The organism is Synechococcus sp. RS9916, assembly GCF_000153825.1.
Lineage (GTDB): Bacteria > Cyanobacteriota > Cyanobacteriia > PCC-6307 > Cyanobiaceae > Synechococcus_C.
The window spans coordinates 1,004,922-1,022,959 of record NZ_DS022299.1; the positions used below are offsets into that span (position 1 = coordinate 1,004,922).

General features: G+C 62.2%; 18 protein-coding genes. 16 read left to right on the forward strand and 2 right to left on the reverse strand.

Annotated features, from left to right (window positions below; genetic code table 11):
* The first annotated feature begins 68 nt into the window (after positions 1–68).
* From RS9916_RS05435 to RS9916_RS05470, 8 genes are all read left to right on the forward strand, one after another.
* Positions 69–827: a class I SAM-dependent methyltransferase gene (locus tag RS9916_RS05435; RefSeq protein WP_007098274.1), complete on the forward strand. Its 759-nt coding sequence runs from the start codon at positions 69–71 to the stop codon at positions 825–827.
* Positions 824–1,468 (forward strand): 5-formyltetrahydrofolate cyclo-ligase, encoded by a 645-nt coding sequence (locus RS9916_RS05440; protein ID WP_007098275.1) that lies wholly within the window; start codon positions 824–826, stop codon positions 1,466–1,468. Before RS9916_RS05435 ends, RS9916_RS05440 begins: the two co-directional genes overlap by 4 nt.
* A gap of 11 nt (positions 1,469–1,479) precedes the next feature.
* A complete protein-coding gene (locus RS9916_RS05445; RefSeq protein WP_050752248.1) occupies positions 1,480–1,959 on the forward strand; it encodes a hypothetical protein in 480 nt (159 codons plus the stop codon).
* A 6-nt stretch (positions 1,960–1,965) separates the two neighbouring features.
* Positions 1,966–2,427 (forward strand): SufE family protein, encoded by a 462-nt coding sequence (locus RS9916_RS05450; protein WP_007098277.1) that lies wholly within the window; start codon positions 1,966–1,968, stop codon positions 2,425–2,427.
* A 35-nt stretch (positions 2,428–2,462) separates the two neighbouring features.
* Positions 2,463–3,791 (forward strand): homoserine dehydrogenase, encoded by a 1,329-nt coding sequence (locus RS9916_RS05455; RefSeq protein ID WP_007098278.1) that lies wholly within the window; start codon positions 2,463–2,465, stop codon positions 3,789–3,791.
* A gap of 186 nt (positions 3,792–3,977) precedes the next feature.
* Entirely contained in the window at positions 3,978–4,196 is a 219-nt protein-coding gene (locus tag RS9916_RS05460) for a hypothetical protein (RefSeq protein ID WP_156777618.1), read from the forward strand.
* Positions 4,197–5,810 (forward strand): ABC transporter substrate-binding protein, encoded by a 1,614-nt coding sequence (locus tag RS9916_RS05465; protein ID WP_007098280.1) that lies wholly within the window; start codon positions 4,197–4,199, stop codon positions 5,808–5,810.
* Positions 5,810–6,829: an ABC transporter permease gene (locus tag RS9916_RS05470; protein WP_007098281.1), complete on the forward strand. Its 1,020-nt coding sequence runs from the start codon at positions 5,810–5,812 to the stop codon at positions 6,827–6,829. The genes RS9916_RS05465 and RS9916_RS05470 overlap by 1 nt, the downstream gene beginning before the upstream one ends.
* Here RS9916_RS05470 and RS9916_RS05475 read toward each other — a convergent pair.
* On the reverse strand, positions 6,826–8,511 hold the full coding sequence (locus RS9916_RS05475) for an alpha/beta hydrolase (protein WP_083773036.1): 1,686 nt from the start codon (positions 8,509–8,511) through the stop codon (positions 6,826–6,828). The genes RS9916_RS05470 and RS9916_RS05475 overlap by 4 nt on opposite strands.
* On the opposite strand from RS9916_RS05475, the gene RS9916_RS05480 reads away from it, so the two are divergent.
* From RS9916_RS05480 to RS9916_RS05505, 6 genes are all read left to right on the forward strand, one after another.
* Positions 8,466–9,827: an MFS transporter gene (locus tag RS9916_RS05480; RefSeq protein WP_007098283.1), complete on the forward strand. Its 1,362-nt coding sequence runs from the start codon at positions 8,466–8,468 to the stop codon at positions 9,825–9,827. The genes RS9916_RS05475 and RS9916_RS05480 overlap by 46 nt on opposite strands.
* Positions 9,733–10,413, forward strand: coding sequence for a Coq4 family protein (locus tag RS9916_RS05485; RefSeq protein WP_198003403.1), 681 nt, complete (start codon positions 9,733–9,735; stop codon positions 10,411–10,413). Before RS9916_RS05480 ends, RS9916_RS05485 begins: the two co-directional genes overlap by 95 nt.
* 16 nt (positions 10,414–10,429) lie before the next feature.
* Positions 10,430–10,678, forward strand: a complete 249-nt coding sequence (locus RS9916_RS05490; RefSeq protein ID WP_007098285.1) for a hypothetical protein — start codon at positions 10,430–10,432, stop codon at positions 10,676–10,678.
* A 36-nt stretch (positions 10,679–10,714) separates the two neighbouring features.
* On the forward strand, positions 10,715–11,320 hold the full coding sequence (locus RS9916_RS05495; protein WP_038023348.1) for a hypothetical protein: 606 nt from the start codon (positions 10,715–10,717) through the stop codon (positions 11,318–11,320).
* A 174-nt stretch (positions 11,321–11,494) separates the two neighbouring features.
* Positions 11,495–11,914 carry a hypothetical protein gene (locus RS9916_RS05500; RefSeq protein ID WP_007098287.1) on the forward strand — a complete coding sequence of 140 codons (420 nt, stop codon included), beginning with the start codon at positions 11,495–11,497 and terminating at the stop codon, positions 11,912–11,914.
* A gap of 51 nt (positions 11,915–11,965) precedes the next feature.
* The gene (locus tag RS9916_RS05505) at positions 11,966–12,283 is read left to right on the forward strand and encodes a hypothetical protein (protein ID WP_007098288.1); all 318 of its coding nucleotides are present in this window, start codon (positions 11,966–11,968) and stop codon (positions 12,281–12,283) included.
* Positions 12,284–12,524: 241 nt separating this feature from the next.
* Here RS9916_RS05505 and ychF read toward each other — a convergent pair whose 3' ends face one another.
* Positions 12,525–13,616, reverse strand: a complete 1,092-nt coding sequence (gene ychF / locus RS9916_RS05510; protein WP_007098289.1) for a redox-regulated ATPase YchF — start codon at positions 13,614–13,616, stop codon at positions 12,525–12,527.
* Between the two features lie 104 nt (positions 13,617–13,720).
* Here ychF and RS9916_RS05515 point away from each other — a divergent pair, with 104 nt between their 5' ends.
* Positions 13,721–14,896 (forward strand): efflux RND transporter periplasmic adaptor subunit, encoded by a 1,176-nt coding sequence (locus RS9916_RS05515; RefSeq protein ID WP_007098290.1) that lies wholly within the window; start codon positions 13,721–13,723, stop codon positions 14,894–14,896.
* A 96-nt stretch (positions 14,897–14,992) separates the two neighbouring features.
* A complete protein-coding gene (polA, locus tag RS9916_RS05520; protein ID WP_007098291.1) occupies positions 14,993–18,016 on the forward strand; it encodes a DNA polymerase I in 3,024 nt (1,007 codons plus the stop codon).
* Positions 18,017–18,038: the final 22 nt, after the last annotated feature.

Here is an 18,038-nt window from a genome sequence, read left to right on the forward strand (position 1 = left end):
AGGGGTGAAAACAGCCACAATCTCTGCATCAGCCGAGAGATGCCGATGCTGCGTCCCGTGCGGGAAGGATGAGCACCAGTCCGAACCACGGCTGGTTTGATGCGGTGGCCACGGCCTATCAGAGCTGCCGGCCGCGCTACCCCGACAGCCTGTTCCGATGGCTGGCTGAACAAGCACCAGCCCGCCATTGCTGCTGGGATGTGGCCTGCGGCAGCGGCCAGGCCAGCGAGGGGCTGGCGCTCTGGTTTAACCGGGTGGAGGCCAGCGATCTCAGTCCGGCCCAGATCGCCGCAGCCCCAAGCCATCCCCGCATCCACTACCGGGTGGCTGCCGCTGAGCACAGTGGTCTGGAGGATGGGAGCGTTGATGCCGTTGTGGTGGCTGCCGCCATTCACTGGTTGGACGTGCCCCAGTTCAACCAAGAGGTGAGGCGAGTCCTGCGCCCCGGTGGGCTGCTGGCCTGGTTGGGCTACGACCCCATCCAAGGTGCGCCCCCCGCGCTGCAACGCTGGCTGGATGACCTCTACCACCAGCGTCTGAACCCTTGGTGGCCCGCTGAACGCGCGCACGTGGATCGGCGCTACCAGGATCTCCCCTTCCCCACCCACAGCCAGGCCATCCCTGGAGCGTTGCAGATCGACCTGCACTGGAGCTGCAATGAACTGCTGGGATTCATCAGCACATGGTCGGCATTACGACGCGCTGGCGGCCAGGCACCAGCGCTGCTTCACGACTTTCGCGCCGAACTGCTGGAGCTCTGGCCTGCCGACACACCTCAGCTAAAGCTGCATCTGCCCCTGATGGGGCGATGGGGACGGCTGTCATGACTGACAAACAGGCGCTCCGCCGGCAGTTCCGCGCCCTGCGGGAGCAGCGCGACGACCAGGCCATCCGCAACGCCGTCGCGGCCTTGTTGAAGCACGCCCCTGCAACAGGTCACTTGGGGCTCTACTGGCCCTTGAAGGGTGAAACCGATCTGCGGCCGTTACTGCCAGCACTGCGGGGCCGCAACCTGGCACTGCCCTGGAGTGAAGGGGGCCACGACAACCCTTCAGGAACCAACGGGGGCAGGCTCAGCTATCACGCCTGGGATCAAGGTCCACTGCAACCCGACGGTTGCGGCATCCCCGCCCCGATCGATCAACCCACCCTAGAGCCGGATCAGCTGCAGTTGCTCCTAGTTCCTGCCTTGGCTGTGGATGCCAGCGGCATCCGCCTTGGCTACGGCGGTGGCTACTACGACCGCCTGCGCGCCATCACCAGCTGGCGGCACGTCACCGCTTTGGCTGTCGTTCCCCAGAGCTGCATCAGCACCACCCCGTTGCCTCGCGATCCTTGGGATCAACCCTTCGATGGCTGGGTGTGCGAGACGGGGGTGCACTGGTGCAGCAGTTCCGCCCACGTCGAAGCGTTCCGTTCTCACCCTTCCCAAGAGGGCATGGGGCCCGCAGGATGGGCTGAAGTCTGAACGTGGCAACGATGGCGTTTCTGTGGCGCAGCCTGATGGTGGGGACGGCGAGCTGTGCACTCGCTGTTGGTCTCCCCACGGCTGGTCATGCCCACGCGATCGAAAGCACCATCAACTACCTGGATGGGGAGCTCCAGCTGCACAGCAACTTTTCCACCGGGGATGCCGCAGCAGGCGCGACTGTTCGGCTGCTGCAGGCCGATGGCAGCCCCGGCGAGGAGCTGGGCCAAATGGATGCCAACGGCGTCCTGACCCTGACCCTGCCCGCCCTGCAACAAGGCGTCCTTGATGTTCAGATCGATGGCGGCCCTGGACACCGCGACTATCTCTCCTTGCCCATGCGTGAAGGCGTGGTGCAGATCGATGCCGTCAGCCAGGGCGAACACGCAAGTACTGGATGGCTGGCGCTCCTTGGCGGCGCGGGAGCCGGAGCCGGGCTCTACGGCGGGACCGTCCTGGTCGGTAGGGTCAGGCGCTCACGCATGGGCTGACACGCCATGGATTCATCCGCCAGCGCTGGCAGCCGCTATGGCAGCGCCGCCCTCGACAAACTGGCGGACAAACTCAGCAGCACGCCAGACGCACGAAAACGTTACGAGTACGTTCTTTGGCTAGCCAAAAAGCTGCCTCCCATGGACGAAGAACTGCAGACCGAGGCCCGCAAGGTGCAGGGCTGTGTCTCCCAGGTGTTCGTGGATGCCCGCCTCGAAGACGGTCGCCTGCACTGGCAAGGCGCTTCTGACGCCCTCATCACCAAGGGACTGCTGGCCCTACTGATTCAAGGCCTGGACGGGCTGACCCCCGGCGAGGCGATGGCCGTCGATCCCGCCTTCATCGCCGCCACCGGCCTGCAGGCAAGCCTCACCCCTTCCCGGGCCAATGGCTTCCTCAACATCCTGCGCATGATGCAGTCCCAGGCCTCCCAGCTCAACACCAACACCGGGACCACCGCTGAATAAAGTCGTTGCACTGACGACGCGGACGGACACTGCACATGGCCACTCGGATCGGCATCGGCCTGCTGGGACTTGGCACCGTCGGAGCCGGCGTCGCCTCCATCCTCAGCAGCCCGGAAGGTCGCCATCCCCTGATTGCTGATCTTCAGATCGCCAAGGTGGCGGTTCGCGATCTCAACCGACCGCGACCGATTGAACTGGACCCCTCCCTGCTCACCACCGACCCACAGGCGGTGGTCGATGACCCCAACGTGCAGGTTGTGGTGGAAGTGATGGGCGGCATCGAACCGGCCCGCACCTTGATCATGCGCGCCATCGGCGCCGGCAAATCCGTGGTGACGGCCAACAAAGCCGTGATTGCCCGCCATGGGGAAGAAATCGCCGCTGCTGCCGCCGCTGCTGGGGTCTACGTGCTGATTGAGGCCGCGGTCGGCGGCGGCATTCCGATCATCGAGCCGCTCAAACAATCCCTGGGCGGCAACCGCATTCAACGGGTGACCGGAATCATCAACGGCACCACCAATTACATCCTCACGCGCATGGCCCAGGAAGGGGCCAACTACAACGCCGTGCTCAAGGATGCCCAGGATCTCGGCTACGCCGAAGCCGATCCAGCCGCAGACGTTGACGGCCTCGATGCCGCCGACAAGATCGCCATCCTTTCCGGCCTGGCCTTCGGGGGACCGATCGACCGCAGCGCCATTCCCACTGCAGGCATCAGCGCACTGCAGAGCCGGGATGTCGACTACGCCACCCAACTGGACTACGGAGTCAAGCTGCTGGCTACAGCCGAGCGCGTCGACAGCCCCAACACCAGCACTGCAGACAGCAGCACCTCGCAGCCCCTGGCGGTGAGCGTTCAGCCCACGCTGGTGCCCACAGACCACCCCCTCGCCGGGGTGAACGGCGTCAACAACGCCATCCTGGTGGAGGGTGATCCAATCGGCCGCGTGATGTTCTACGGCCCTGGCGCCGGCGCAGGCCCCACCGCATCAGCCGTGGTGGCCGACATCCTCAACATCGCCGGCATCCGCCAGCTCAATGACAACGACGGCAATCTCGACCCCCTGCTGGCGGCCAGCAGCTGGCGCGCTTGCCACCTGGTCGAGAGCAACGCCATCCGCCAACGCAACTATGTGCGTTTCAACACCGACGACGCCCCCGGCGTGATCGGCCGCATCGGCTCCTGCTTTGGCGACCAGGGCGTGTCGATCCAGTCGATCGTGCAGTTCGATGCCAGCGATGCAGGCGCCGAAATCGTTGTGATCACCCATGAAGTGAGCAATGGCGCCATGCAGGCCGCCCTCTCAGCGATTACCGCCTTGCCTGAGGTACGCGGCGTTGCCGCCCATCTCGGCTGCCTCTGAGCGAGCATCCAGGGGGAAGTCGCGCCGTCAACGCACTGGCATTCGCCCCCTGAGATAGGGCAGAGTTATTACAAATCTCCGCTGCATCGATCCGCATCCGCTGATCTGTGCTTGCGACAGTTCATGCCGAACGACTTGATCCGTCCCACTGGTCAACGCTGCTTGCAGCCAACGTCAGCCTTGACCATGGATCTGCACCAGGGCGACTGCGTTCAGCTGATCGACAGCAACGAGTTGTTCCAGGTGATTGGAATCGACGATTGCCACGACCGCTGCTGGGTGAGGCGTTGGCCGCTTCAAGCCTCAGGCGGTTCCCACGTGTTCGAAATCTCCCTCGGGCAAATCGATCAGACAGACGCTTCAGATCACCACGCCCCCGCCCCAGGAACAACCAATCGCCCTTGAATGGGCGCAGCCAAGACGAATCCCCCGGTGCAACAGCAGCGACATTCAGGTTCAGGAGCAGTCCTGGCCGCCCTGCTGCTTGGCCTCAGTCTCAGCCAACTCGCCTGTCAACCCCATCGCCGCAGTGATCGCCTGACGGTGGCCAGCGCAGGCCGGATCGCGTCCCTTGACCCTGCCCAAGCCAGCACCTACGGGACCCTGCAGCTGTTGACCGCGCTCGGCGACACCCTGTACAGCCGAGAACGTGACGGCAGCCTCAAGCCCCAGCTCGCGTCTCGCCAGCCCCAGATCAGTGACGGAGGCCGCACCATCTCCATTCCGCTGCGGCGCGACGTGCTGTTCCACGACGGCACCCGCTTTGATGCAGCGGCCATGGCCTTCAGCTTGCGCCGGTTCCTACGGATCGGGACCCAGAGCTACGTGGTGGGCGACCGGATTCAGGCGATTGAAACGCCTGCGGTTGATGTGTTGCGACTGCGCCTCAGTCGTCCATCCAGCTCACTGGAAAGCCTGCTCACGTCCCCCTACCTCACCCCAGTCTCTCCGACTGCCTACGCCAACCATCAAGACAGCTTCCTCAACGACCGTTTCATTGGGACCGGCCCTTATCGATTGGCGAGTTTCCGGGCCACCCAGCAGAGGCTGGTGCCGTTCAAGGACTACTGGGGCGAACCGCCCCGCAACGCTGGACTCGATCTGATCAACCTGAGCAACTCCACCGCCCTTTTCGGTGCCCTGCGAAGTGGCGAAGTGGATGTGCTGATGTCGGAATCGATTGATGAAGACCAACGGCTGGCTCTCGACCGCCGCGCCGAAGCAGGCCTGTTGTTGCAGAGCTCCGGCCCAGCCCTGCAGATCGGTTACGTGACCCTGCTCAGCAATGCACCGCCCTTGCAATCGCAGCAGGTGCGCCAAGCCCTGGCCTACAGCCTCGATCGCCCCCTCATCAGTGAACGAGTGAGCCACCACCAGCGCCGGCCGCTGCGGTCCTTGATCCCCCCCAGCCTGCGGGGCGGCAAGCCGGAACCCTGGCCGCACTTCAACCCCACCAAGGCCCGCACCCTGTTCAAGCAAGCCGGCTACTGCCAGGGCAAAACCCTGCAGCTGCCTTTCACCTACCGCTCCAACGTGCCCTCCGACCGCCTGATGGCTCTGACCTGGCAGGCCCAGCTGCGCCGCGATCTCGATGATTGCGTGCAGCTCAGCCTCGAGGGCGTTGAGTCGACCACCGTTTACCGTCAGCTCGGTGAAGGGGCCTTCAAGGCAGTGATGCTCGACTGGGGCGGCTCCTATCCCGATCCAGAGGCCTATCTCGCGCCGCTGCTGAGCTGCACTGAATCCAGCGGCGAGGTGTGCGAAGCCGGTGAAGCCGTGATCAGTGGCAGCTTCTGGACCAAGCCCGGCCTGGAGGCTGCCCTGCGCCGCAGTGATGCGATCAAAGGACAGCCGCGGCTGCAGCAACTGCTCAAGCTTGATGCCATGGCCGCGGAGGGCGCCGCCTACCTGCCGGTGTGGCTGGTGACCCCCAAAGCCTGGGCCCAGACGGATCTTGCGCCACCAGAATTCAATGGCAGCGGGCAGTTGCAGCTGGCCCGATTGCAGGAGCGGCGCTGATGGCACGAAGTCGTGAACTGCTGCGCTACTGCGCCACGCGCCTGGCCCTGGCGCCAGTGATGCTCTGGCTGATTGCCACGCTGGTGTTTCTGCTTCTGCGTGTTGCCCCTGGCGACCCTGTGGATGCCGTGCTCGGCAGCCGGGCACCAGCCGCTGCCAAAGCCCTGCTGCGACAACGCCTTGGGCTGGACATGCCACTGGGTCATCAATACCTCGACTTCCTCAAGGGCCTGCTGCATGGAGATCTGGGCTCAGCGCTGATCAACCAGGAGCCGGTGCGCGAGATCATTGCCCAGGCACTGCCCGCCAGCCTGGAATTGAGCATCACCGCGTTGGCGCTGGCCGCGCTCGTGGGCCTGAGCATCGGCTTCAGTGGCATCGCACGGCCGGAGGGCAAGCTCGATCTGGCAGGGCGGTTTTATGGCATTGGCACCTACGCCTTGCCTCCCTTCTGGGTGGCGATGCTGTTGCAGCTGCTGTTCGCCGTGATCCTGGGGTGGTTGCCGGTTGGTGGCCGCTTCCCACCCAGTCTGGTGGCACCCTCCGGCAGTGGCTTCCTGCTCTTCGACAGCCTGCGCAGCGGTGACTGGGACGCCTTCAACGGAGCGGTGCGTCACCTGGTGCTGCCGGCTTGCACCCTGGGCCTGCTGCTCAGCGGCGTGTTCACTAATGCGCTGAGGCTCAACCTGCGCCGGGCCCTGCGCTCTGACTACGTGGAAGCAGCCCGCAGCCGTGGGCTCAATGAACGCCAGGTGGTACTGCGACACGCCCTACCCAACGCCATGCTGCCGGTGCTCACGATCGCAGGGATCACCGTGGCCTCCTTGATTGGCGGAGCCCTGTTGATCGAGGTGACCTTCTCCTGGCCAGGGATCGCCCTGCGCCTGCAGGAGAGCATCAATCAACGCGACTACCCCGTCGTGCAGGGGATCGTGGTGGTGGTGGCAGCCCTGGTGGTGATGGTGAGCGTGGTGGTGGATCTGTTGGTCGCCCTGCTCGATCCCCGGGTGCGGTACTAAGACTCGTTCAACAGCTGAATGGCCCCCTCTGCATTGATTCGGTGCAGGTGCAGGCTGCCGGCTTGGCGATGAATCAAGGCGGGGCCCCCTTGTGACGCTGAACCCTGGCGGCCCGGCGTGAGCTGCTCCAAGAACGTGATGATCTCCTCACCGAGCAACGCCTGCACCTGAAGCGGCTGCACCCCCACCAGTTCCTCACCCAGTTGGAACAGGTCGTTGTCCTTTGACTCGGTCAGCTGGGCCTCCACCCGGATCGGCGAAAAATGGCTGGCACCTTCCACCAGCACCGCCCGGCTGCGGGGATCTGGAGCTGTGGCCAACAGCAACTCAAGCTGCTCGTTCAGCGGAGGGGTGATCAAATCGAGGGTGCCGCCGGTGAACAAGGCAGGAACCGGAATCCGCACCGGCCGGTTTCGGGGCCAGAGCAGGCTGCCGAAACTGTTCATCCCCACAATCCCCACCAGCTGGGCTGGCGCTTTGGTGGGGGGAAGATCGACCGCATTGAGCTGACACTGCAGCAATCGCGAGAGATTGCTCAGGGGCAAATCATCCAGAGCTTCACGGCATCGCCACTCCAGACCGGGCTGCGGGCGCACACCGGTCGCCAACAAGGCGGTGAGCGCTCCCATGGAATGGCCGACCAGCACCACCCGCTCGCCGCGGACCGGAAGGGTGCCATCGGCCTGGGCTTTGAGCACAGCATCCAGGTCTTGAAGGCGATCGGGCAGCACTTCAGCGCCGGGAGGGCGACGATTGCCCTGAAGCCAGGCCCCCACAGCTTCGGAATCACTGCCGGGGTGTTCCAACACCACCACAGGCCAGCCCTGATGGCTGAGCAGCCGGCCCAGCCAACGGAAATGGTCGGGGGTCCCCCCCAGCCCCGGCATCAGCACCACCCAAGGTCGATCCGAGGCCTGGCTGGGCCGGCGAGCATCCTTGGGCTGCCAGAGCTGTAGCTCCAGCGGCTCGGTGCGATGCGGGACTTGCAACGCCTGGATGGTCGGGAGGCTGAGCGTCTCCACCGCCGGCTCGGCGGGAGGAAACACCGCTTGCAAGGGGATGCGATCCAGCCGAGCCACCAGCGCCTGCTGACGTTGGAGCTGCTCTCGCCAATGGGCGGCCACCTGCACCAGGCCATCAAGGTCGAGACGCACCCTCTCGGCTGGCAGTGCTTCCAGCAAATCCAGGCTGGTGACCTGGGGCTTCTCCTGGAGTAAGCGCTCAAGGGTGCTGAGCACGGTGACACCGACCGTGTCGTCATCAACACGCACCAAATCGGCGACTTCATCCAGAAGACGGCGCCCGGCCCAGCTGTCGAGCATCTGACGGGCCATGCTCCGATCCGTGATCAACGGGGCCCGCAGCAACTCCAGCATTCCTTGGCGACTGGCGGGCTCCAGCAGATCCAGCCAAATACTCAGTTCGGCATCCGACACACCGCCAGACCGGCCCCAAGCGACCAGATCCTTGATGGCGACAGGAATAACGACACCATCGAACTGCACCTCCAGCTGCTCGGCTGCCCGCAATGGGCACGGAGACACCAAGGCGACCACCAGACTGAAGTTGAATCCAATCTCCGCCCACCATCGCGTGGGTCGTCCTGTTGAACGTCGTCCTTGCAAGACCCAGGCCCTTGAACTGGTGGAACCAGTTTCCCGCAGCCCTGCAAGAACTGGCATGGATCCGGCTGCTCGCGTCCATCGGGGCCGGCGGTGTCATTTACATGACACCGATCATTTTTCATCAGGTTGACCTCTCTGCCAGCCAGGTGGGCCAAGGACTCGCAGCCGCAGCGCTGATCGGCACCGTGGTGCGCCTTCTCTGCGGTGTGCTCCTGGATCGAGGCCTCAGTTGCTCCTGGCCAGTGCGGGGGGCGGCCCTTCTGGCCCTCATGGCCGATCTGGTGCTGCTGCCCTCGACCGACTTTCGCGGCTATCTCAGTGGCCAGATGCTGATCGGCATCGCGGCGGGTCTGTACTTCCCTGCGATCGAATTGGCTGTGCCGCTGAGCAGCGCCAACTTCCCATCCAGTCGGGGGTATGCCCTGGCGCGCACTGCAGATGCCTGCGGGGTGGCCCTTGGCGCCCTGGGTGGAGCCGTTCTGGCAGCCCTCGGCGTGATCCGAGCGGTCTATTGGGTAGAAGCCATTGCCGTGCTCACCATGTTGGTGGTGCTCGGTTGGCGCCCCCTGCCCGACGGCCGCCTCGCACAACTGCAAACGGAGCTGAACGCTCCAGACGAAGACGGCAGCCACGCCAGCCCTGCAGAAGCACCCTCACGCTTTCACTGGTTGCTACCGCTCATACCGGTGCTGCTGGTGAGCATCGTGGCCACCGGCATGGTGGCGCTGCTGCAGAGCGCCTTGCCTCTGGATCTGGTGCGAGGCGGCATCCAGCGACCTCCCCTCAGCGACGCCTGGAGTGGACTGGTGATTGCACTGGAGCTGGGATGGCTGGTGCTGTTGCAATGGCCCGTGGGCAATTGGGTCGCCAAGCGCAGCCTCCGTTTCGGGCTCGGGATTGGTCTGTGCAGCTTTTCCATTGGTTGTCTTCTGCTGGCCTGCTCCACGCTCTGGAGTGATGGCCTGGTGCTGATCGCCATGGCCGTGATGCCGATGGCCTTTGGCAAAGCGGCCTTCCTGCCCACGGCCGCCGAAGCCATGATCGAGGAAACCCCTTTGGAGCATCGGGGCCTGGCCATGGCGCTCTTCTCCCAGTGCTTCGCCATCAGCGCCACTGGCGCACCGCTGATCGCCGGCGCCCTGTTGGATACCCAGGGCCATGGCCTCGTGCTCTGGCTCTTCATGGCCGCCCTCTGCCTCTTCAGCCTGCCTCTGCTCAACGGCGTGCGCCCGCGCTATACAGCGGGGTTAGGAGCTTTTCCGCTGGAGATTGAGCCCGATGAGCAAAGCCAGGGAACTTCTGCGCTCCGTGAAGAATCTGGGCATCCTGCGGGAGCTGGCCAAGAGCGGTGGGGGGCTCGACAGCGTCGCTGATCTGGTCGACAACTTCATCGACAGTGATGCCATGGGCGTCTGCGTTGAGCGCTTCCGTGCCCTCCCTGGCGGAGCCGAGCTGCTTGAGGAGCGTTACCCACCGTTTCAACCCGACGTTGACCAGCTGGAGCAACTCCCGCAAGGCAGCCTGGGCCATGCCTACGCCGGCATGATCCGCAAGCTGAACTACGACCCCGATTTCTTCCGGCCACGCGACACCAGCACCGATGCCCTGTGGCTGACCCAGCGCATCGCCACGACCCACGACATCCACCACGTGATTGGCGGTTTCAACACCCAACCAGCGGGTGAATCAGGAGTGCTAGCGATCACTGCCACGCAGATCGGCTTCCCGGCCTACGTGCTGCTCAACCTGCTGGCCAGCTTCAAGGCGGTACGCCTCAAGCCCACGGAACTGGAAGCCATCAGCCATGGCATCGCCCATGGCAACCGCATTGGACTGCAAGCCACGCCACTGGTGACGCAGAAGTGGGAAGAGGGTTGGGAGAAGCCCCTTCATCAATGGAGGCAGGAGCTGGGGGTGATTGTGGCCAACCATCCTGAGATCAGCGCCGACTACAGCTGACGCAACCCAAACAACCATGGCAGGATCCGAAACGGTTTCAGCTGTGACGGCCATGCGGCTCTACCCCCAAGGAACCGGAGCGGGCATCTCGCTGGTGGTGTTGGTGGTGATCGGGGTGGTGGGCGTTGCCCAGTTCGATGCCGCCAAACGGGCTTCGTTTGAGGAGGGCTTCCGTTGCGCCAGCGACGAGAGCACTCCTGTGGTGCATTCGTCGTACACCTGCAAAACGTTCCGTCAACAGCAAGCCAGCCAGGCAAGACCCTGACGACTGCAATCTGCACGCAACTGACAACTCTTCCCCATGACAACAACTCCCTCCTTCGCCTTCTTCTTCAGCATGGGGACTGGAGAGGAGCTGAAGTGCGTCAAAGGGGTCGAGAGATTCACCATCCCCACCGAGAAAAGCGACAGCACAACCGTGTGCTACGCCGCCTTAATTCAAACCGACAATTTCATTGTTCCCTACAAAATTTCTGTTGATAGCTACGTACTAGCCGAACTGAATGCGAACACGGACGAGGCGGGTGATATCTACTACGAGCTCGACAGCGAGCAAATCCAATTACTGCAGCAGGAGCAGAAACTACCCAATCCAACGCCGACCCATGAGATCGGAATGGACACCTATCTACCTGCGATCGGATTAATTGCGCTTGTGGTGGCCTGGCTGGTGTGGCAGATCAAAGCAGCCAAAACTGCCGTCCAAAACAGCCAACCCCCATCCCAAACAACCACCAACTCAGATGATATGGCGGAGCTTGAACGCCTCAATCTGGAAACTGATCAAAGCCTCAGCAATGCTCAAAGCGAGAACGACAACACGCACAACGACAGCCCACGCTGCGACAGCGCAGACAGTGAGCACAGCTCGAATTCCAGCAGCGATGACTCCTGCTCAAACGACTAACAATCGCGAAGCCTGACGAAGATCAACGGCATGACCCATGGGAGGCCCGTGACACAGATCACGCCAAACAATGATCCAAATCAACAAGACCCGTGAGCCTTCAACCGTCCCCTATAAGCAAAAAGGGGCATAAAGCAATCGAAGTGATAACATTTCAGGGAATCTGATTACAACATGAAGCGCATCCTTTTTTATGCAGCTTTTGCATTTTCTGTGACTGGTTGCGCTGCCATCACCAACCTCACTGGACCTGGCATTGACCCTGACTTCAGTACGGACTGGAAAAAGGTAGACCCAAAAACGCTTGAAGATTACAAAGAATCGGGCGGAAAGTATAGCTTGTTCACCAAGATGAATGAAGTCGGCACATGGTCTTCAGGGACCAAAGCCGTATTTATCCAGCCATCAGACTGCAATTGGTTTGTGTATAACAATGGCGCCACTTCTTTGACATGCAATTTTATGGCTGAGTTAAAGGACATTCGTGGTACTCGGCATTGCATTGGAGTAGAAGGCCGCAAAGATACCGATGGTGATCTTACTTATAAGATGGGCTCTGCAAGCTGTCGCTGGAAGGACGAAATCAACACCTGACCAAATCAATCTACAAGACCATTACACCAAAGCCCTAAACAACAAATTTTGATGAAAAAATCAAAGCTTTTATCAGTACCCATTACGCTTTTTGCTCTTCTTGCTGGCTCGCCCTTGTCAGCGAGTGAGTACTTCAAAGAACCAAAAGGAAGTAAATTTTGGATGGGTGTTGCTATCGGGGCAGCAGGAGCCGCTTGTGGGAACTATGACGAAGGGAATTTGTCGGAAGAAGGCTTTATCAGAACACTCGAAGAGCTAAAGAAAGTGAAAGAAATAACCCCATCAATGATAGAAGAGGCAACGGACATTGTCAAAAAAGGTAAGCCCAAATGTCAGAATTTACTTCATAAAAAAGGCCTTAAGTACTAGAGAGATAACTTTTAAATTGTCACGAGAGCGTGACAATAGAATAATAAGCATATCGATTAATTTTTAGCAACATCACTTACAAGGGTGCGGGAACGTCTCCTTGTGCTTCTTCTTGCCATCAACAACTGCTTCATCATTGCAGGCACGACTTGATGAAGTTCTACCGCCTGCGTAAACCAGCAGACAAAGCAGTAGACAACAACTCAGCAGACAACCCAGATAAGGCTTCCCGACTAGTTTCTTACACGTTGAATAGGAACTCCATCACGTCGCCTTCGTCCACCACATACTCCTTTCCTTCACTGCGCAGCCAACCCTTGTTGCGGGCTTCCGCCAAGGATCCAGCTTCGAGCAGCTTCTCCCAACCGATAGTCTGCGCACGGATAAAACCACGTTCGAAGTCGGTGTGGATCACTCCGGCCGTCTGGGGAGCAGTCATGCCGGCCTTGAACGTCCAAGCGCGGGTTTCTTTCTCACCCGTAGTGAAGTAAGTGCGAAGACCAAGCAGGCGATAAGTGGCGCGGATCAAGCTCTGCAGGCCACCTTCACTCACACCGAGACCTTCGAGGTAATCGGCGCGTTCTTCATCCCCCAATTCGATCAGTTCGGCTTCCACCTGGGCAGAAATGCGAACGGTTTCGGCGCCTTCCTTCGCTGCCAGTGCTACCACTTCCTCACAGAAGCGGTTTCCACCGGCGAGATCGTCTTCGCTCACGTTGGTGGCGTAGATGATCGGCTTTGCCGTTAGCAGGCCCAAAGGCTTGATCATCGCGGCTTCGTCGTCGCTCAGAGCCACGCTGCGGGCTGAACCGCCCTTCTCGAGCACCTCCTGGATGCGCTCGAGCGCGGCATCTTCCACCTGCGCTTCTTTGCTGGTGCGCATCTGCTTCTTCAGGCGCTCCCGGCGCTTCTCGATCTGGGACAGATCGGCCAGGCCCAACTCGAGGTTGATCACCTCCGCATCCCGGGCCGGTCCCACAGAGCCAGACACGTGAATCACGTCATCGTCTTCAAAACATCGAACGACGTGAACAATGGCGTCCACTTCGCGGATGTTGGCCAGGAACTTATTGCCCAAGCCCTCTCCCTGACTTGCCCCCTTCACCAGACCGGCGATATCGACAAACTCCATCCGGGTGGGGATCGTCTCCTTGCTGGAGCTCAGATCCGACAGCTTCTGCAGACGGTCATCAGGGACTGCCACGGTGCCCACGTTGGGCTCGATCGTGCAGAAGGGGAAATTGGCAGCCTGGGCCTGGGCATTGGCCACGAGCGCGTTGAAGAGGGTCGACTTCCCAACGTTGGGCAGTCCGACAATTCCGGCTTTAAGCATCGACGGAATCTACCTGGGGTCCTCTTTCCAGGTACTGCTATCCGCATCACCGCTCAGACGGCTGACACGCGACACTTGTTGAGAACCATGAAGGGACCAGGGCCATGGCCACACCCACCCGCCAGAGCCCATCCCCAGCTGCGGACCAAGCGTTGGCTCCTCTCACCAGATTGTCGGGTCTGAAGCGGTTACGCCGCAGACGAACCGTGGCCCTGATCGCCGGAGGCCTGTTGCTGCTCGGGGGCGGAGCCTGGAGCCTCGGCCCTGGCCGCAATGGAAACCGTGATCTCAGTGACTACACGGTGAGTGCCGAACGGGGGACCTTGCCCGGCGTGGTGACCGCAAGCGGTGAACTGGAAGCCGTGCGACGGGTCAATGTGAGCCCCAAGCGCCAGGGTGTGCTTAACGCCCTGCTGGTGGAGGAAGGGGATGTGGTGCGCAAGGGCCAAGTGTTGGCCCGCATGGATCCCGGTGACTTACGCGATCGGCTGGATGAGCTCAAGGCCCTGGAACGCCAAGCGCAAGCCGACTACGACGCGCGCCAAGCCGATTTTCGGCGTCGTGACATCCTCTTCCAGCGCGGGGCCATCAGTGCTGCCGATCTCGACGATTTCCGCGCCCGCTATCTCACCAGCCAGGCGGCTCTGGCGGCTGCACAGGAGCGCATTGAGCAGCGGAGTGTGGAAAGCGATGACCTCCTGATCCGTGCCCCGTTTGATGGCGTGATCACACAACGGTTCGCTGAACCTGGTGCCTTTGTCACCCCGACCACCACGGCCTCGGCCACCGCTGGCGCCACCAGCTCTTCGATCGTGGAGCTCTCCCAGGGGCTCGAAGTGGCGGCCAAGGTGCCCGAGAGCGACATCGGCCGCATTCGCGTGGGGCAAAGCGCGAGCGTGCGCGTCGATGCCTACCCAGACCAGCGCTTTGAAGCCCGGGTGCGCGAGATTGCTCCCCGGGCCGTCAAGACCGACAACGTCACCTCCTTTGAGGTGGAGCTCGATCTGATTGGACCAGCACCCGATCTGCGCATCGGCATGACCGTGGACGTGGACTTCCAGACCGGTCGCACCAATGCCAGCACCCTGGTGCCGACCGTGGCGATCGTGACCGAAGAGGGCAAGCCCGGTGTGCTGCTGGTGGGCAAGCAAGATCAGCCCCGCTTCCAGGCGGTGGAACTGGGGGCCAGCAGCGGCAGTCAGACGGCGATTCTCAACGGGGTCAAGCCCGGCACCAAGGTGTTCATCGACCTTCCGCCCTGGGCGAAAAACCGCGACTAAGTCACGGCCCACAGCCCCTGAACTGAGAGGCTGCCCTCAGGCGCCCACAGTCAGACAACAGCGCCCCCACTGCTGCCGCCCCCGATCAATCCAGCAATGAGCCCTTCCCAGGACAAACCCCTGCTGCTGCTGGTGGACGGCCACTCCCTGGCCTTCCGCAGCTTCTATGCCTTCAGCAAAGGGGGCGAGGGGGGCCTGGCCACCAAGGACGGCGTGCCCACCAGCGTCACCTACGGATTCCTCAAAGCGCTGCTGGACAACTGCAAGTCGCTCACACCGCAAGGTGTGGCCATCGCCTTCGACACGGCAGAACCCACATTCCGGCACAAGGCGGATCCCAACTACAAGGCCCACCGCGACACAGCACCGGAGGTGTTCTTCCAGGACCTCAACCAGCTTCAGGAGATCCTGCGCCAGCAGCTGCAACTGCCTCTCTGCATGGCCCCCGGCTTTGAAGCCGATGACGTGCTGGGCACCCTGGCCAACCGGGCAGCGAATGCTGGCTGGCGCGTGCGCATCCTCAGCGGTGACCGCGACCTCTTCCAGCTGGTGGATGACAGCCGCGATATCGCTGTGATGTACATGGGCGGTGGCCCCTATGCCCGCAGCAGCGGCCCAATGCTGATCAACGAAGAGGGGGTGGTGGCCAAGTTGGGGGTGGTGCCCACCTCGGTGGTGGACCTCAAGGCCCTCACAGGTGACAGCTCCGACAACATCCCCGGCGTCAAAGGGGTGGGACCCAAAACCGCCATCAACCTGCTCAAGGAAAACGGCGATCTGGACGCGGTCTATCGCGTGTTGGCCGAGGTGGAAGCGGAAGGCCCGAAAGCCAGCCGCGGCGCGATCAAAGGCGCCCTGAAAGGCAAGCTCAGCAACGATCGCGACAACGCCTACCTGTCCCGGCAGCTGGCGGAGATCCTGGTGGATATTCCCCTTCCTGAAGAGCCCGCTCTGGAGCTGGGACCTGTCGATGGCGAAGGCCTTCAACAGCAGCTGGAGATGCTCGAACTCAACAGCCTGGTGCGTCAGGTGCCGGCCTTCGTCGCCACCTTCTCCACGGGGGGACTCGCAGCCAATCGCCACCTGGTCGAGAGCGCCAAAACCAGCAGCAGCAAAACCAAAGCATCGGCCTCATCCAGCACCAGTGACCCGGATCAAGCGGCGGCGAACGACCCATCAACCAGCCCTGAGAGCAGCGCGTCCCTGCCGGACCTGCAGCCTGAGTTGATCACCACCCCTGCCCAGCTCACGGGCCTGGTGGAGCGTTTGATGGCCTGCCGGGATCCTCTGGCCCCTGTGGCGGTCGACACGGAAACCAGCGATCTCAACCCGTTCAAAGCCCAGCTCGTGGGTGTCGGGGTGTGCTGGGGGGCAGACCTCAAGGATCTGGCCTACATCCCGGTTGGCCATATGGCTCCTGCCGCACCAGACGGGGAAGACGCGGCGGGTGAGCCAGAGCAACTGGCTCTCGATGCCGTACTCCAGGCTCTGGCTCCCTGGTTGGCCAGCAGCGACCACCCCAAAGCTCTTCAGAACGCCAAATACGACCGTCTGATCCTGCTGCGTCACGGCCTGACGCTGGGGGGAGTCGTGATGGACACCCTGCTGGCGGACTACCTCCGCGATGCCGCGGCCAAGCATGGCCTCGACCTGATGGCCCAGCGGGACTACGGCATCACCCCCACGCTGTTCACCGATCTGGTGGGCAAGGCCAAGGACGGGAAAGCCAGCAGTTTTGCGGCAGTGCCGGTGGACCAGGCCGCGCTCTACTGCGCCATGGATGTGCATCTCACTCGGCGCCTAGCGCTCGACCTGCGCCAGCAACTCACGAGCATGGGCGAACAGCTGCCGGCCCTGCTCGAGCAAGTGGAATTGCCGCTCGAACCGGTGCTGGCCCTGATGGAAGCCACCGGCATCCGCATTGATGTGCCTTACCTCCAGGAGCTCTCCGCCGAACTGGGCGCCACCCTCGAGCGGCTGGAAACGGAAGCCCAGGACGTGGTCGGCACCAGTTTCAACCTTGCCTCTCCCAAGCAGCTTGGGGAACTGCTGTTCGACACCCTCGGACTCAACCGCAAAAAATCCCGCCGCACCAAAACCGGCTGGAGCACGGATGCCACCGTGCTGGAAAAACTGGAGGGCGACCACCCGGTGGTGCCGCTGCTGTTGGAACACCGGGTGCTGAGCAAGCTCAAGAGCACCTATGTCGAAGCACTCCCCCAACTGGTGGAAGCGGAAACAGGTCGGGTGCACACCGACTTCAACCAGGCCGTCACCGCCACAGGGCGGCTCAGCAGCAGCAACCCCAATCTGCAGAACATCCCGGTGCGCACGGAGTTTTCGCGCCGCATCCGCAAGGCCTTTCTTCCCCAGGAGGGCTGGCAGCTGCTCAGTGCCGACTACTCCCAGATCGAGCTGCGTATCCTGACCCACCTCTCTGGCGAGGAGGTGCTGCAGCAGGCCTACCGCGACGGCGATGACGTGCATGCGCTGACCGCTCGGTTGCTGCTGGAGAAAGACGAGGTGAGTGCCGATGAGCGCCGCTTGGGCAAAACCATCAACTTTGGTGTGATCTACGGCATGGGTGCCCAGCGTTTCGCCCGCGAAACCGGCGTCAGCCAGGTAGTGGCCAAAGACTTTCTGGCCAAATACAAACAGCGCTATCCGAAGGTGTTTGCCTTTCTCGAACTGCAGGAGCGCCTGGCCCTCAGCCGTGGGTACGTGGAAACGATCCTGGGCCGCCGCCGCCCCTTCCACTTCGATCGCAACGGACTCGGCCGCCTACTGGGCAAAGACCCGCTGGAGATCGATCTTGATGTGGCCCGCCGCGGCGGCATGGAAGCCCAGCAACTGCGGGCTGCCGCCAATGCCCCCATTCAGGGGTCGAGCGCCGACATCATCAAGCTGGCCATGGTGCAGCTCCAAACCGCGCTCCAGCAACAGGGCTTGCCAGCCCAGCTTCTGCTGCAGGTGCACGATGAACTGGTGCTCGAGGTGGAGCCAGCTGCTCTGGACACGGTGCGTCAGTTGGTGGTGCAGACCATGGAAAACGCCATGACCTTGAGCGTGCCCCTGGTGGTGGAAACGGGCAGCGGCGCCAACTGGATGGAGGCGAAATAGGGGGCTTCGCCGTAACCTCGCC